This window comes from Methylobacillus sp. MM3 (assembly GCF_001645185.1).
Classification (GTDB): Bacteria; Pseudomonadota; Gammaproteobacteria; order Burkholderiales; family Methylophilaceae; genus MM2.
The window spans coordinates 268,512-283,345 of record NZ_LXTQ01000001.1; the positions used below are offsets into that span (position 1 = coordinate 268,512).

Genomic DNA, 14,834 nt, shown 5'->3' on the forward strand with positions numbered 1-14,834 from the left:
GGCGGCGCTTCTTTATCCAGACTGAAAACATGCAGCGCGTCCGAATGCCGGCGTCTGCATACCCTTGTATAATTGTCGTTTGATTTATACGGAACTCACCATGTCTAGTCAACCCAGCAAAACTCTGGAAACGTTCGATAATCCGCAGCCGGAACGCGATTTCCACATCCATATGGAAATCCCTGAATTCACCTGCCTGTGCCCCAAGACCGGCCAGCCCGATTTCGCAACGCTGTATCTGGATTACATCCCCGACCAGAAGTGCGTGGAGCTGAAGAGCCTGAAGCTCTACATGTGGTCCTTCCGCAACGAAGGCGCGTTTCACGAAGCCGTCACCAACAGCATCCTGGACGACCTCGTCGCTGCAACCCAGCCGCGTTTCATGCGCCTGACTGCGAAGTTCTATGTGCGCGGCGGCATCTTCACCAACGTGGTGGCGGAACACCGCAAACCCGGCTGGCAACCCGCGCCGCGCGTCGAACTGACCCAGTTTGAACACCAGTCCAACACCCGCGGCTAATTCCCATTTGTATCTCGGGCTGGATTTCGGCACCAGCGGTGCGCGAGCCAGCCTGATCGACGATGCCGGGGCGGAAGCCTTTCAGACCGGCGTCGCCTTCCATGACAATATCTGGCAGGAATGGCTTGCGGCCTTGCGGCAGCTGCTTGCGGCGATCCCCGCCGGACTGCGTTGCCGTATCCGCGCCATCGCCTTTTGCGGCACCTCCGGTACCTCCCTGCTTTGCGACGAGTACGGGCAGCCTTTGCTCCCCGCCATTCTCTATAACGATCATCGCGCACATCGCCAAGCCGCGCGAATTTCTTCCAGCAGCATCGCGGCCAGTGCCACATCGAGCCTCGCCAAGCTGCTATGGCTCCTCGACAGACCTGAAGGTGGAAACGCGCATTTCTTCATGCACCAGGCCGATTGGCTCGCCTTCCAGTTGCATGGCATACCCGGCATCAGCGATTACCACAACAGCCTGAAACTGGGCTATGACGCCGGCATGCTGGCCTATCCCGCCTGGATGAATCAAGCCGAGTACGCACGGCTATTGCCGCAAGTACTGGAACCGGGAGCCGTTATCGGTGCGATCAACCAATCCGCCGCTCAAACTTACGACTTGCCTCCCGATTGCGTCGTCCGCGCCGGTACGACAGATAGCATTGCCGCTTTTCTCGCCAGCGGAGCCTCCGACCCCGGCCAGGCCGTGTCTTCCCTAGGCTCGACCATTGTGTTGAAACTGTTGAGCCGCACGCGTGTCGAATCCGCTGAGCATGGCATATACAGCCATCGCTGCGGCGACCTGTGGCTGGCCGGAGGTGCCTCGAATTGCGGTGGGCAGGTGTTGAAGCAGCTATTCGGTCGAGAGCGATTGCAGGAGTTGAGCAAGAACATGCATCCCGAACAGCCAACCGGACTGGATTACTACCCCTTGCCCGCACCGGGAGAACGCTTTCCCGTCAACGATCCGGCCCTGGTTCCACGCCTGACACCGCGGCCGGATGACGACGCGCTCTATCTGCAAGGCCTGCTGGAAAGTCTTGCTCGTATCGAAGCCCAAGGCTACCGCCTGCTTGAACAGCTCGGCGCTTCGGCATTGCATGAAGTATTCACGGCAGGCGGCGGCGCCGGCAATGCTCCCTGGACGACAATACGCAGGCAGCAGCTTGGCGTACCGGTATGCGCTGCAACTCATACCGAAGCTGCCTATGGCGCGGCACGCTTGGCGAAGTCAGGCGAGAAATTGTTATACTCAACCCATGACAAACGATAGCCCGGAATCGCCCGGAATCACTTATCAGGCCAGCCTTCCGCTGAGTTGGCGGAAAGAACCTGCGCCATCGGTTTCCATGCTGACGGCCTGGCGTTATTCGAATATTTCGCTCCTGCGAGGATTGGCGACACTTGAAGCCGCCCCCATGGATCGCGACCATGAAGCCGACACACATCTGGCCAAAGCTCTGGAACGGCTGGAAAACAAACTGGATATCGCCCTGACCATGCTGGCGCACGTGACGATGCGTAACATTGAGATGCCCGCACCCCAACCCGTCAGCCTGGGCGCACGCAACGTAGGATGGCTGAGCGACCAGTCTTTGCCTGCCAGCGGCGATCACGTCCTGATTTCGCTCTATCTCAGCCCGCGCTTGCCGGAGCCCTTGCAGTTACACGCACGAATCATTTCTTCCGCAGGCGGCCGCTGTGTTGCGGCATTGATGGACGAAGATCCGGAGTTCGAGGAATGGATGACACGTACGCTATTCCGCTATCACCGGCGCGGCCTGCAGGCACGTCATCAGGAATAGAGTCAACTAAATTTTCTTAGGGTCCCGAGCGCAAAAATCGTTGACAAGGTTTCGGTCCGCCATTAAGATGCCGCTTCTTTTTCGGGGGTATAGCTCAGCTGGGAGAGCGCTTGCATGGCATGCAAGAGGTCAGCGGTTCGATCCCGCTTACCTCCACCAAAAGATCAGGTCGGGTCCCCATCGTCTAGAGGCCTAGGACATTACCCTTTCACGGTAAGTACCGGGGTTCGAATCCCCGTGGGGACGCCAATCCACCGACCGAAATAAATGTAGTAACTGCCTCGCAGTCCCCATCGTCTAGAGGCCTAGGACATTACCCTTTCACGGTAAGTACCGGGGTTCGAATCCCCGTGGGGACGCCAAAACATAAAAGGCCGATTCTTGCGAATCGGCCTTTTTCATTCCTGCCGGCTTCTCACTTGCATGGATAGGCGCTCGCCAGCGCCAGCAACGCGCCGCGTCGTCCGCTTTTCGGTAATGCATCGGGATGCTCGCGCAACCAGTTATTGACGATCTTCATTGCCTGCGTACGTGTCAGCCCTTCTTCCGGAGCACACATCACCTTGGCGTCGCCGACCTTGTAATCACCTACGCTGAACCCGTCGAGCAAGCCCGACATATAGCCCATGCACCACATCGCGTCGAGCATTTCCTCGCCGGTCAGCTTTTCCGTGCCATCCACTGATTTTTCGGACGCCGTACACCGGTTAAGCAGCTCCTGACCGGTCATGGCGGCACTCGCCGGCAATGCCGACCACAGCAGGATAATCAATGTACAACACTTCAGCACTTGCTTCATTGCGCTACCTTCTTGTTCAGTTTGAAAACCAGCACGAAATCACCTTGCTTGTAGCCCCATATCTGGTTTCCGCCCGCGACGACGGCCACGTATTGTTCTCCATCGAGCGCATAAGTAATCGGGGGTGCATTTACGCCGGCCTCAGCCTGGTATTTCCACAGCAACTTGCCGCTGGCGCTATCGAAAGCATCGAAACTGCCATTGCCCTCGCCCGTAAACAGCAGGCTGCCGGAAGTCGCCAGCACGCCGCCCACCAAGGGCTCGGGCGTCTTATGCTGCCAGCGTATCCTGCCGGTCTGGAGGTCGATGGAAGACAGCAGCCCCCATGTCGGCTCGTCCATGGGTTCGGAAACGGTATAGCGGATCGCCGGCCTGCCATCGATAGCCGGGGTTTCGTGCAAGGTGTAACGCACCGGCATATGCATCGCGGCGACAAAAGCCTGTTGCGCGGGTTCGTCCACCGCGCTTGGCGACCAGTTGACCCCACCGAATACGCCAGGATGAACGCGCGTGCCTTCGTGTGTAGCGTGAATAAACAGGTTGGATTGCGGCACGAAAGGTTCGGATTTCAGCAGCAATTCGCCCGTCGCCCGGTCATGCACATAGAACCAGCCGGTCTTGCTGGCATGGCCGACGGCGGGAATCTTCTTCCCGTCGCGTTTCAGGTCGAAAAGCACTGGCGGGCTGGCGAGATCGTAGCCCCATACGTCATGCGGCACCTGCTGGTAATGCCAGCGCAGCTTGCCGGTCGCGATTTCCAGCGCAACCAGCGACACCGTGTAAAGGTTGTCACCGGGGCGCGAAACATCGTCCATTTGTGGCGAAGGATTGCCGGTGCCGAAATATAGTAGCCCGAGCTTGCTGTCGATTGCAGGCGTGGTCCAAGCAGAACCGCCACCATAACGCCAGGATTCCGAATACTGAGCGAATGTCGCTTTTTCCTTCGCGATATTACGATTCAGCGGTACGCCGTCCGGCGTGGTCGGGCTGAATTTGCCTTCCCATCCTTCGGAAGGAATCGTGTCGAATTGCCATACACGCTTGCCCGTTTCAGCATCGAACGCTGCCAGAAAGCCGGGGCGGCCATAACGGCCTGCGACACCGATCACAGCACCCAAGGGCGCGTCCTCGCGCGGCGAGTCGATATGCAGGCCGTAGCCAACACCGGTAATGCCGATAATGACCTTGCCGCCGTATACAACCGGCGCCATCGCGATGCCGATGCCGGTGCCGCCGGAAACCTTCTCGCGACTGAACGGATCGTCCGCATGCAAGGCATCAACGCCTTCGGTGCGCACGTTTTCGCTGACTGCATCGATATCCCAGATCACTTTGCCGGTTTTGGCATCCAGCGCCACCACGCGTGCATCGACGGTGCCGATGTAGACCTTGCCGCCGCTCACCGCAACCCCGCGGTTGCCCGGGCCGCAGCACATCTTCCAGCCCGCGCGGCGCTTGTGTTCGTAGCGCCACAATTCCTTGCCCGTTCTGGCATCCAGCGCGACGACATGATTGAACGGCAACGCGAGATACATCACCCCGCCGGTCACAATGGGCGTGGCCTGAAAAGTCGCTTTTATGCCGCTGCGATACGTCCAGGCCGGCGCGAGCTGCATTACGTTATCCCGATTGATCTGTGCGAGCGGGGAAAAACGCTGGTTGCTAAGATCGCGTCCGTAGCTCGGCCACTCATTCGCGGCTTGCGCCGCATTGGTGCCCGGTTGCTGCGCGCAGCCCTGCAGAACGAGGAAACAGATCGACAACAGGGTAAGACAGGTTTTCTTCATGGATGGAGTTCGGTACCTTGGTTTTTGATTTCGGGAGTATCTACATCGACACCGCCATTTTTGATCGCGCGTCTTGAATGCAACGCGAGCTTTTCATACTCGGCGCGGAATTTGTCCAGCATATCCTCATCCAGCTCTTCCAGATCCAGCAGTGCATTATGCGCACCCTGCGTCGAGCGTATCAATTCGTCGAGCTTGATCTGGATCGCTTCGGTATCGCGATTCTGCGTGTTCTGGATCACGAATACCATCAGGAACGTGACGATGGTTGTAGCGGTATTGATGATAAGCTGCCAGGTATCGCTGAAATTGAATATGAAGCCGGTCAGCATCCAAATCACGATCCCTGCCGAAGCCAGAGCAAAACTCAGTGGCCGGGCAGTTTGGCGCGCCGACCATTTGGCGAAGCGGGAAAACCATGAGGCACCATTTTTTCGCTTTGCTTTTCTAGCACGATGTTGCATCGCTCGCTCCTTGAAATATCATGGCATCAATCTGCCGGGCTTGCCTCGTATCGCGCATATGCGCTGAATAACCATGGGCTTGGGTATTTCGACAACGCCTTGCTCGAAAGCGTTGATCGCCAGCCTGCCGGCATATACATCCAGCAATTCGTTAGCGTTAAGCAGGAAGTCCGGATTTTGCGGGCGCCCGAACTCTTCCTGTCCCAGCATGAAGGTTTCATAAATGAGCACGCCATTGGTCGCCAGGCATTCGACAAGCAATGGCAGCAATGGGCGATGCAGGTAGCGGCAAACGACGACGCCATCGAATGTACGGCCGGCAAATGGCCAGCGGCCGTTTTCCACATCGGCCTGAAATGCATGCAGGCCGGAAATCTGCTGCAGCCCGGCCACGGCAGCCTCATTGCGATCCACGGCTTCGACCTGCCATCCCTGCTCCGCCAGCCAGCGCGCGTTGCGGCCCGATCCGCAAGCGAGATCGAGCACAATGCCGCCGCGACGTATCAACGGAGCGTGACGGATAAGCCAGGAGGAAGGAGGTTCGTGAAGAGCATGCATCTCATGCGAAAATATGCCCGAACCATGGCGTAAAAACAATGACAAATCCTCATTACACCGAACTGGAATGGCGCGACGGGCAACCTTGGTCCGCCCATTATGGTGACGTCTACTTCTCGCGCGAATCGGGCATCGCAGAAACGCGTTACGTGTTTCTGGAGCAGAACCGTTTGCGTGAGCGCTGGCATAGCCTCGCGGACAAGGTATTCACTATCGCCGAAACCGGCTTCGGCACCGGCCTCAACTTCCTCTGCGCGTGGCAATTATGGATGGAAACCGCGCCGCCGAATGCACGCTTGCATTTCGTCAGCACCGAGAAATTTCCCTTGTCGCACGCGGATCTTGAGCGAGCATTGGCGCTCTGGCCTGAACTGGCCTCGCTGAGTACCGCGTTACTGGAGCAATACCGCCGCATCGTACCGGGTTGGCAGCAATTGAGCTTCGACGATGGTCGCATCACGCTGACCTTGCTCATCGGCGACGCACGGGAAACCCTGCCGCAACTTCGCGCCAGTGTGAACGCCTGGTTTCTCGATGGATTCGCCCCGGCCAAGAATCCGGAAATGTGGCAACAGGAACTGCTGCGAGAAATAGCCCGCCTGTCAGCTCCGGGCTGCACGATTTCCACATTCACCAGCGTCGGCGCCGTCCGGCGCGGCCTGGAGGCCGTCGGATTCCGCATGGAAAAAATCGCCGGATTCGGCAACAAGTGGGCCATGCTGCGCGGGGAATATCCGCACGGAAACGCATCCAGACAACCCTTGCAACGGCACGCCATCATCATCGGCGGGGGCATCGCCGGGACTTCCAGCGCATACAGCCTGGCGCTTCGAGGCTGGCAAGTCACCTTGATCGAGCGTCACGCAGACCTGGCCCAGGAAGCCTCGGGCAACCCGCAGGGCGTGCTCTACCCTCGCCTTTCCGGCCATGATATTCCCTTGAGTCGAGTGGCTCAGAACGGTTACTTGTACACGCTGCGGCTGGCGGAGCGCTGGCTGGAGAAAGGCCGTGACTGGGATAATTGCGGCCTGCTGCAGCAGGCCTTTAATGCGCGCGAGGCCAAGCGCTGCGAAGAGGTGCTGGCGCGCGACTTGCAGCCAACGCTGGTATGCGCCGTCGATACCGAAGAAGCCAGCCGTCTTGCCGGATTGCCAATGCCGCATGGCGGGTTATGGTTCGCCGACGGCGGCTGGATGCATCCGCCAGCCTTGTGCCGGGAGTTGGCCGCGCTGCCGGGTATCACAAGATTGCTGTCCAGCGTAGCCTTGGAATTGCACCGGGTTGCCGATAAATGGCAGGTGTTACAGGGCGAACAAATGCTTGCCGAAGCACCGGTCGTCGTTATCTGCACGGCGAATGACAGCATCCGTTTCGCGCAGACGGCACACCTGCCCCTGGAGCCTGTTCGTGGACAAATCACGCAACTACCTGCAACGCTGGAAAGCCAGGCACTCAAGGCCGTGGTCTGTACCGAAGGCTATATCAGCCCAGCCAGAAACGGCATGCATTGCGCCGGAGCCACTTTCGCGCCGGAAGATAGCAACCTGGAGATGCGCGTCGCGGACCACGAGGAAAACCTGGCAATGCTGGGGGAGCTTTCACCGGCTCTGTTCGACGCATTGGGCGGCCCATCGTTAGACGCGGTGCAACTGGAGGGCCGTGTGGCGCTGCGCTGCGTTGCTCCGGACTACCTGCCCATGGCGGGTCCGCTGCTCGATCCCGCATTACTGAAGGAGCGTTACGAGGTTGGCAGTCGCCTTCCCACCGATCACCTTCCCTGGCTGAACGGGCTTTACGTCAACACGGCACACGGTTCCAAGGGCTTGCTGACGGCACCCTTGTGCGCGGAGATTATTGCCTCCCTGCTGGAAAATGAACCCTTGCCGGTTGATGTCGCCCTGGCGCGGGCGCTGGATCCCAATCGCTTCCTGCTACGGCAGCATGGCTTGAAACGGCTGGTCGGCGCCGCTGTCATGCATCGGGATTCCTCGCTCACGTAACGCCTGCGCTACAATTCCCCGCCATGCAAACACAACGCCTCCAGGAACTTCAACACGCCATCCGGCGCGATCCGCAAAACCCCGCCCTGCACTACGAACTGGGCAATCTGTATTTGCGGACGCAGCCCAATGAAGCGCTGGCGTGCTTTAAAACCGCACTCAAGTTCGCGCCTGGCCATCCACAAATCCTGCTGCAAATCGGCAATGCCTACTCGTCAATGGCACGTTACGAAGAGGCTGCGTCGCACTTCCGCGCCTCCATAAAAAGCGACCCTGCGCAGCCGGCGGCGCACTACAACCTCGGCAATGCGCTGCGCGAGCTGGGCAAACCGGAACAGGCGGCAGCGAGCTACCAAGTCGCCCTCAGGCTGGACCCGAACGATGCGGACAGCCACAACAACCTCGGCAACGTGCAGCGCGAACTGGGCAAACTGGATCAGTCCATTGCGTGCTATCGCACCGCGTTGCAGCTCAACCCGCGGTTGCACCACGCCCGCATGCACTTGATGCACCAGCGCCAGCACATTTGCGATTGGGAAAACTGGGAGAGCGAGATCACGGAAATTCGACGGCTGGTGCGCGAGGAGCCCACGGCGCAGATTTCGCCGTTTGCTTTCGTGTCGCTGCCGGGCACGACAGCTGCCGAACAACGGCAATGTGCCAAAAACTGGGCGGCTAATCGCTTCGCCGGACTGGTACCGGATAGTACACATCTCGAAACCTTCAAAGCCCGGCCGGCGCATAATCGGCTGCGTATCGGCTATCTCTCGGCCGACTTCCGCCAGCATCCCTTGACCTCGCTTGCCGCCGAGTTGATGGAGTTGCATGATCGACAGGGTTTCGAAATTTTCGGCTATTCCTACGGCCCGAACGACAAGTCCGCAGAGCGCAAACGCTGGGAAAGCGCGTTCGACCACTTCCGCGACATCCGTCTGCTATCACTGCAACAAGCCGCGCAAATGATATTCGACGATCGCATCGATATCCTCGTCGACCTGACCGGCTATACGCAAAGCAGCCGTACGGGCATTCTTGCGCTACGGCCCGCGCCATTGCAGGTCAACTGGCTCGGTTTTCCCGGCACGTTCGGTGCGCCGTTTGCCGATTACCTGATCACTGACCGTTACATCACTCCGCCTTCCGATGCGGCGCATTACAGCGAACAGCTGGTTTATATGCCGCACAGTTACCAGCCCAATGACAGAAAACGATACGCCGCTGCGCCCCCCAGCCGTAGCGAATGCGGGTTGCCGGAGACGGGAGTCGTCTTCTGCTGCTTCAACCAGACATTCAAGATTACGCCGCAGGTATTTGATAGTTTTATGAAAATACTATCAAAAACGGATGGAAGCGTACTCTGGTTGCTGGAATGCAATCGTTGGGCGAAAGAAAACCTGCAACGCGAAGCGCAAGCGCGCGGCATCGACCCTCAGCGCCTGGCATTCGCACCGCGCGCCGCCCAAGCGGACCATCTGGCGCGGCATCGATGTGCCGATCTGTTTCTCGACACGCAACCCTATAACGCCCATACCTCCACCAGCGACGCGCTGTGGATGGGCCTGCCGGTACTGACCTGTACCGGCGAGACCTTTGCGTCGCGCGTGGCATGCAGCCTGCTGCATGCCGCCGACCTGCCTGAGCTGATCACCGATACGTTGGAAAATTATGAACGGCTGGCAGTGGAACTGGCCGCCGATCCTGCACGGCTGGCAGCACTGCGGCAACGCCTGATTGCAAGCCGCGATGCGCTGCCGCTATTCGATACTCCGGCGTTCGCCCGGGATATCGAACAAGCCTATCGCACGATGTGGCAAGGGCATGAGCAGGGCCTCCCGCCCCAGAGTTTCAGCGTGCTGCGTCCATAGCGTTGGCATCCCCGGCGTATGCGCCTGCACGCTCAGCGATGCAACGGGGAATATGCTAAAGTTGCCCCAAAACTAGGAAGGAAAAAACATGGCTGCTCTCGATATCACCCCCATCCTCAAATTCATGGTCGAAAAAGGCGGTTCCGACCTGTTCTTCAGCACGGGGGCACCGATCAATATCAATATCGAGGGCCGCACCATGCCCGTCAATAGCCAGACCATGACCCCCGGCATGGTCAAGGAAATCGCCTGGTCATTGATGAGCGAAAAACAGATTCATGAGTTCGAAGAAGCTTTCGAGATGAATTTCGCCATGGGGGTGAAAGGCGTGGGCCGCTTCCGCGTCAATGTGTTCAAGCAGCGCGGCGAGATCTCCATGGTGATCCGCCACATCATCACCAATATCCCTACCCTGGAATCGCTGGGCCTGCCGCCCGTGCTGAAGGACCTGATCACGCGCCGCCGCGGCCTGATCCTGGTCGTAGGCGCCACGGGGTCCGGCAAATCCACGACACTGGCCGCGATGATCGATCATCGCAATGAAACCGAGGCTGGCCATATCCTGACGCTGGAAGACCCGATCGAATTCATCCACAACCACAAGAAATCGATTGTTGACCAGCGCGAAATCGGCATTGACACCAAGTCTTTCGACAACGGATTGAAAAACGCGATGCGTCAGGCACCCGACGTGATCCTGATCGGTGAAATCCGCGATATGGATACCATGAAACATGCCGTGACCTACGCTGAAACCGGTCACCTGTGTCTGGCGACGCTGCATGCCAATAACGCCAACCAGGCCATCGAGCGTATCCTGTCGTTTTTTCCGCCGGACGGCAAACAGTCCATCATGCTGGGGCTGGCGCTCAATTTGATCGGCATCATCTCCCAACGTCTGGTGCCCGGAACACAAACGAAACGCGTGGCCGCGATGGAAGTGCTGATCAATATCCCTTACATCGCCGACCTGATCCAGAAGGGCAAGACGGAAGAAATCAAGGAAGTCATGGCCGACAACAACGACATCGGCATGGGCACTTTCGACCAATCGCTGTTCAGGCTTTACAGCGCAGGAAAAATCACCGACGACGACGCGCTGCGCAATGCGGATTCCCGCAACGATCTCTCGCTCAAGATACGCCTGACGGCAGAAGGCGCGCGGTCCGGCTTCGAGTAAGAGCTAGCGTTTCCTCAGTCATTGCGAGGAGGCGCAGATTCACCGCCAGACGGCGCGAAAAACGTCGCAGCGACGATCATCGCGCCGCCTATCATTTCCCGCACGCTCAGCGCCTCGTTCGCGACCAGATAAGAAAATACCGCCGCCACGACCAGTTCGAACAGGAAAATCACCGCTGCACGCGTCGCCAGCGTATGCGTGACGCCGTACTGCACCAGCAAGGTGGTCACGGCAAGCGCGATTGCCAGCCCCAGCATGAGCATCCAGTAGGCGAGTGGAATTTCCATGGCACCGGGCAGCGGCGCACTCGTGAACGGTAAAAACAGCAAAGCCAGCAAGGTGACGCCGCCCCAGACCGCGATGGACTTCTCAGGCAGGGACAAATGGGTTGCGCGCCGCGTGAGTACATTGGTCAGCGAAAAACCCATACCGGATGAAAGCGCCAGCCATTCGGGAATGTCGCGCGGCAAGGGAAAGCCCTGCGCCGGATCCCACAGCATGGTAAATGCACCGCTCAACGAAAAACCGATCACCAGCAGGCCACGCCTGCCGGCGTGTTCATGCAGCAGCACGCGCGCCAATAGCAGTGTCCACAACGGCGAGAGATAGAACAACAACATTACCCGCATCACTTCGCCATCGATCACCGCCAGCACATAGCTCAAATTGGTCCAGCCGGCAGCCAGCGACAGCAGCAGCAACGTACCCGGCGAACGGAACAGGTCGCGCCAGCGGGAGGCGAACAACAGGCCGCCCAGCAGCAATGCGGCGGCATAGGTCAGCAGGCTGGCGTAAGCGCCGGAAACGCCGGCCTCTTCCAGCAAACGGTATGGATACCAGATGACGCCCCAGATGGTCGCACCGAATAGCAGGCCGAAGGTTGCTAACGCCGGATGTTTTGTTGCGGAATCTTTTATAATGCCCACCATGAATTCCAATCTCGAAAAACTCCATCCCTACCCGTTCCAGAAACTGCGCGACCTGTTTGTGGGCGTCCAGCCGAATCCGAACCTCGGCGCGATCAACCTTTCCATCGGAGAGCCAAAACATGCGACACCGGCCCTGATCAAGACCGCGCTGACGGATAACCTCGCCGGGCTGGCGAATTATCCCACGACTTTGGGCAGTGCCGAATTGCGCGGAGCGATTTCGGATTGGCTAACGCGCCGCTACGGTATTCCCGCCCTGCATATCGACAAGGAAATCGTTCCGGTCAACGGCAGCCGCGAAGCGCTGTTCGCCTTCGCGCAGGCGGTGGTCGATGCACGCACCAACCCGGTCGTCGTCAGCCCGAATCCGTTTTACCAGATTTACGAAGGCGCGGCCCTGCTGGCCGGAGCCGAGCCGTATTACCTTAACACCCTGCCGGAAAGCGGTTTCCGCATGGATTATGACTCCGTTCCCGAAGCAGTGTGGCAACGCACGCAATTGCTCTACGTGTGCTCGCCCGGCAACCCAACAGGCAAAGTGATGAGTCTTGACGACTGGCGCGAAGTCTTTGCGCTGGCCGACAAGTACGGTTTTGTCATTGCTTCCGACGAATGCTATTCGGAAATCTATTTCGATGAAGCCAACCCGCCGCTGGGCGCCTTGCAGGCCGCGCACAAACTGGGGCGCGACTATACCAACCTGGTGATGTTCAGCAGCCTGTCCAAGCGCTCCAATGTGCCGGGCATGCGCTCGGGCTTCGTTGCCGGTGATGCCACCATTCTCGAAAAATTCCTGCTCTATCGCACCTACCATGGCTGCGCGATGAACCCTGCCGTGCAGGCCGCGAGCGCGGCCGCATGGAAGGACGAAGTCCACGTGCAGGAAAACCGCCGTCTCTATCGCGAGAAATTTGATGCAGTGCTGCCGCTGCTGAAGAATGTGCTGGAAGTAGACATGCCGGATGCCGCGTTTTATTTCTGGGCGCGCACGAAGGAATCGGATACCGAGTTTGCGGTGCGCCTCCATCACGAATGCAATGTCACCGTGCTGCCGGGAAGTTTTCTTGCACGCGAAGCGCATGGCGCCAACCCCGGTTCAGGATTCGTGCGTATTGCGCTGGTCGCGTCATTGAATGAATGCCTGGAGGCGGCAAAGCGCATGCAAGCGCTTTAAGGCGGGACTATTTCTAAGACCTTCCCTGACGGCTTTCGGCTGTATTGTCCGAATAAAACCGGAAGTCGTTCCGCCCCTGCTCCTTGGCCTCATACATTGCAGCATCGGCACTGCTCAACAAGGTATCCACATCCTTCCCATCCTGGGGATAGATGCTGATTCCAATGCTGCATGTCATGAACAGTTCTCGTTCTTCGACGACAAACGGCTGCTCGAAATAAGCAATGATTTTTTGCGCAATTCGCGCCGGGTCGGAAGGCGAATTGAGGTCTTCGAGCAGGATCGTGAATTCGTCCCCGGCCAGGCGCGCCAGCGTGTCCGCATGGCGAATGCAGTCCTGCATGCGCAATGCCGCGATCTTGAGCACCTCATCCCCTACGGCATGGCCGTGCGTATCGTTGATCTCCTTGAATTTATCCAGATCGATGAACATGACGGCGAAGCGGGTGCGGTTACGCTGGGCCTTGATAAACGTCTGTTTCAGGCGGTCCAGGAACAGCAATCGGTTAGGGAGGCCCGTCAGATGATCGTGATATGCGAGATTACCGAGAAATTGCTGCTTGCTCTTCAATTCGTCCACGCGCGCACTCAGCCTGGAGGCCATGCTTTCAAAGCTGTTGGCGAGATAGCCGATTTCGTCATTGCGATCGACAGGAAGTCCGGTCATGGGTTCGCCCGCGGCAAATCTCTGCACGGCCTTGGCCATGGAGTTCAGCGGTCGCGAAAGATAGCGTGCCAACACGAACGAAATGCCAAGCGCCAGCAGAATGAAAAGCAGGGTAATGCGGATAATGTTCATGCCCAGCGCCCGGCTTTCTTCCAGCACCTTCTGCAAGGGTGTCAGCAAGCCGATGACAACGAAACGATGTTCCGCATGCGAAACAAATGGCACTTTCACGAAAGCGGCCACGGATGCGCTGGCGGGCGATACGACGTTAGCGGTATTCAACACCATGGAGTCCTGGTTATCGCGCTCCAGCATGGGCGATAGCTCGGCAATATCCTCCTGGATGCGGTAACGCACCCCCTTGTCGAAGCCGAAGTTCTTGGCGGCAACCGGGTGGACCATATAATCGCCCTCCTGATTGGTCAGCACCACATTGATATCGGCAGGAATATCCTTGCGAATGAAACTGAACAGACTGTTCAGATCAACATTGACGACAACGACGCCGAAAATCGAACCGTCCGCAGTTTGCACGGGCGTGGCGATCCTCAACGTCGGCTGGCCCTGCCCCGCATGCGAGCCCTGCTCCTTGTTGAGGTTGATTCTGGAAATATAAAACTCGCCCGGTGATAGTTTTATCGTCTTGAAAAAATAAGGGAAATGCCCTTTTTCCTGCAAATCGCTTTCAGGGACGACGATGACGCCATTCTCAACCTTGTCGACGCGTACAAGCTCCCGGCCGTAATCGGCGGCACCGATCAACCGAACCTGGAAATACTCGGGATGCGCCTCCAGCACGCTGGTCATGACATCTTCCAACTGCTTCCGATAGATGGCCGAGAGTTTCGGATCGGAACGATTGGCAGTCAGTTGCTTGAGCGCGGACAAGGATGAAAGAAAGCGTACGTCGCTGGCCACGGCATTCACCGAGTGACTGAAGCGCAAGGCCAACACCCTGGTGGCGGTGAGCAATTTGTCCTGGGACGATGCAATCAGCATCTCACGACTTTGCGTATACGCGTAAAAACCCATCAGGCCAGTCGCGAATGTTCCCAGCAGCGCCAGCCAGAACCCGATCTTGAAGCCTACGCTCAGTCGCAT

At 58.3% G+C, this 14,834-nt stretch carries 13 protein-coding genes and 3 tRNA genes; 10 read left to right on the forward strand and 6 right to left on the reverse strand.

The annotated features are described in order from the left end of the window. Positions 1-100: 100 nt before the first annotated feature. From queF to A7976_RS01290, 6 genes are all read left to right on the forward strand, one after another. Positions 101-520: a preQ(1) synthase gene (queF, locus tag A7976_RS01265; protein WP_067105990.1), complete on the forward strand. Its 420-nt coding sequence runs from the start codon at positions 101-103 to the stop codon at positions 518-520. Then, positions 492-1,778 (forward strand): FGGY-family carbohydrate kinase, encoded by a 1,287-nt coding sequence (locus A7976_RS01270; RefSeq protein WP_067105992.1) that lies wholly within the window; start codon positions 492-494, stop codon positions 1,776-1,778. The genes queF and A7976_RS01270 overlap by 29 nt, the downstream gene beginning before the upstream one ends. Further along, on the forward strand, positions 1,765-2,310 hold the full coding sequence (locus tag A7976_RS01275) for a PilZ domain-containing protein (protein WP_067105994.1): 546 nt from the start codon (positions 1,765-1,767) through the stop codon (positions 2,308-2,310). The genes A7976_RS01270 and A7976_RS01275 overlap by 14 nt, the downstream gene beginning before the upstream one ends. 83 nt (positions 2,311-2,393) lie before the next feature. Beyond that, positions 2,394-2,469 (forward strand) — tRNA-Ala (locus A7976_RS01280). Positions 2,470-2,483: 14 nt separating this feature from the next. Beyond that, positions 2,484-2,559, forward strand: a tRNA-Glu gene (locus tag A7976_RS01285). Positions 2,560-2,596: 37 nt separating this feature from the next. After that, positions 2,597-2,672 (forward strand) — tRNA-Glu (locus A7976_RS01290). Between the two features lie 53 nt (positions 2,673-2,725). On the opposite strand, the gene A7976_RS01295 is transcribed toward A7976_RS01290, so the two are convergent. Genes A7976_RS01295 through A7976_RS01310 form a run of 4 tightly spaced genes read right to left on the reverse strand, consistent with a single transcriptional unit; the run spans position 2,726 to position 5,918 of the window. Then, positions 2,726-3,109 carry a Rap1a/Tai family immunity protein gene (locus tag A7976_RS01295; protein ID WP_067105996.1) on the reverse strand — a complete coding sequence of 128 codons (384 nt, stop codon included), beginning with the start codon at positions 3,107-3,109 and terminating at the stop codon, positions 2,726-2,728. Then, positions 3,106-4,896 carry a PQQ-binding-like beta-propeller repeat protein gene (locus tag A7976_RS01300; protein ID WP_082877915.1) on the reverse strand — a complete coding sequence of 597 codons (1,791 nt, stop codon included), beginning with the start codon at positions 4,894-4,896 and terminating at the stop codon, positions 3,106-3,108. The genes A7976_RS01295 and A7976_RS01300 overlap by 4 nt, the downstream gene beginning before the upstream one ends. Then, a complete protein-coding gene (locus A7976_RS01305) occupies positions 4,893-5,360 on the reverse strand; it encodes a low affinity iron permease family protein (protein WP_067105998.1) in 468 nt (155 codons plus the stop codon). Before A7976_RS01305 ends, A7976_RS01300 begins: the two co-directional genes overlap by 4 nt. A gap of 18 nt (positions 5,361-5,378) precedes the next feature. After that, on the reverse strand, positions 5,379-5,918 hold the full coding sequence (locus A7976_RS01310) for a bifunctional 2-polyprenyl-6-hydroxyphenol methylase/3-demethylubiquinol 3-O-methyltransferase UbiG (protein ID WP_067107248.1): 540 nt from the start codon (positions 5,916-5,918) through the stop codon (positions 5,379-5,381). A gap of 38 nt (positions 5,919-5,956) precedes the next feature. On the opposite strand from A7976_RS01310, the gene mnmC reads away from it, so the two are divergent. The 3 genes from mnmC (at position 5,957) to A7976_RS01325 (ending at position 10,963) form a co-directional block, all read left to right on the forward strand. Continuing rightward, positions 5,957-7,918, forward strand: a complete 1,962-nt coding sequence (gene mnmC / locus A7976_RS01315; protein ID WP_067106000.1) for a bifunctional tRNA (5-methylaminomethyl-2-thiouridine)(34)-methyltransferase MnmD/FAD-dependent 5-carboxymethylaminomethyl-2-thiouridine(34) oxidoreductase MnmC — start codon at positions 5,957-5,959, stop codon at positions 7,916-7,918. Positions 7,919-7,941: 23 nt separating this feature from the next. Further along, positions 7,942-9,783 (forward strand): tetratricopeptide repeat protein, encoded by a 1,842-nt coding sequence (locus A7976_RS01320; RefSeq protein WP_067106002.1) that lies wholly within the window; start codon positions 7,942-7,944, stop codon positions 9,781-9,783. Between the two features lie 88 nt (positions 9,784-9,871). After that, entirely contained in the window at positions 9,872-10,963 is a 1,092-nt protein-coding gene (locus A7976_RS01325; protein ID WP_067106004.1) for a PilT/PilU family type 4a pilus ATPase, read from the forward strand. A gap of 14 nt (positions 10,964-10,977) precedes the next feature. Here A7976_RS01325 and A7976_RS01330 read toward each other — a convergent pair whose 3' ends face one another. Next, positions 10,978-11,892: a DMT family transporter gene (locus A7976_RS01330; RefSeq protein WP_067106006.1), complete on the reverse strand. Its 915-nt coding sequence runs from the start codon at positions 11,890-11,892 to the stop codon at positions 10,978-10,980. Between A7976_RS01330 and dapC the strand changes: the two genes are divergently transcribed. Beyond that, on the forward strand, positions 11,891-13,066 hold the full coding sequence (dapC, locus tag A7976_RS01335) for a succinyldiaminopimelate transaminase (RefSeq protein ID WP_067106008.1): 1,176 nt from the start codon (positions 11,891-11,893) through the stop codon (positions 13,064-13,066). The two genes, A7976_RS01330 and dapC, sit on opposite strands and share 2 nt — an antisense overlap. Before the next feature lie 13 nt (positions 13,067-13,079). Here the strand turns inward: dapC and A7976_RS01340 are convergent, their stop codons facing one another. Further along, complete coding sequence (locus tag A7976_RS01340) at positions 13,080-14,834, reverse strand: diguanylate cyclase domain-containing protein (protein WP_067106009.1); 1,755 nt, start codon at positions 14,832-14,834, stop codon at positions 13,080-13,082.

What these genes read in the sequence shown, in the direction of transcription:
- A7976_RS01330 (WP_067106006.1), bottom strand. Translation starts at nt 11,892, where the DNA reads ATGGTGGGCATTATAAAAGATTCCGCAACAAAACATCCGGCGTTAGCA.
- A7976_RS01300 (WP_082877915.1), bottom strand. Translation starts at nt 4,896, where the DNA reads ATGAAGAAAACCTGTCTTACCCTGTTGTCGATCTGTTTCCTCGTTCTG.
- mnmC (WP_067106000.1), top strand. Translation starts at nt 5,957, where the DNA reads ATGACAAATCCTCATTACACCGAACTGGAATGGCGCGACGGGCAACCT.
- A7976_RS01340 (WP_067106009.1), bottom strand. Translation starts at nt 14,834, where the DNA reads ATGCGACTGAGCGTAGGCTTCAAGATCGGGTTCTGGCTGGCGCTGCTG.
- queF (WP_067105990.1), top strand. Translation starts at nt 101, where the DNA reads ATGTCTAGTCAACCCAGCAAAACTCTGGAAACGTTCGATAATCCGCAG.
- A7976_RS01275 (WP_067105994.1), top strand. Translation starts at nt 1,765, where the DNA reads ATGACAAACGATAGCCCGGAATCGCCCGGAATCACTTATCAGGCCAGC.
- A7976_RS01325 (WP_067106004.1), top strand. Translation starts at nt 9,872, where the DNA reads ATGGCTGCTCTCGATATCACCCCCATCCTCAAATTCATGGTCGAAAAA.
- A7976_RS01310 (WP_067107248.1), bottom strand. Translation starts at nt 5,918, where the DNA reads ATGCATGCTCTTCACGAACCTCCTTCCTCCTGGCTTATCCGTCACGCT.
- A7976_RS01295 (WP_067105996.1), bottom strand. Translation starts at nt 3,109, where the DNA reads ATGAAGCAAGTGCTGAAGTGTTGTACATTGATTATCCTGCTGTGGTCG.
- dapC (WP_067106008.1), top strand. Translation starts at nt 11,891, where the DNA reads ATGAATTCCAATCTCGAAAAACTCCATCCCTACCCGTTCCAGAAACTG.
- A7976_RS01305 (WP_067105998.1), bottom strand. Translation starts at nt 5,360, where the DNA reads ATGCAACATCGTGCTAGAAAAGCAAAGCGAAAAAATGGTGCCTCATGG.
- A7976_RS01320 (WP_067106002.1), top strand. Translation starts at nt 7,942, where the DNA reads ATGCAAACACAACGCCTCCAGGAACTTCAACACGCCATCCGGCGCGAT.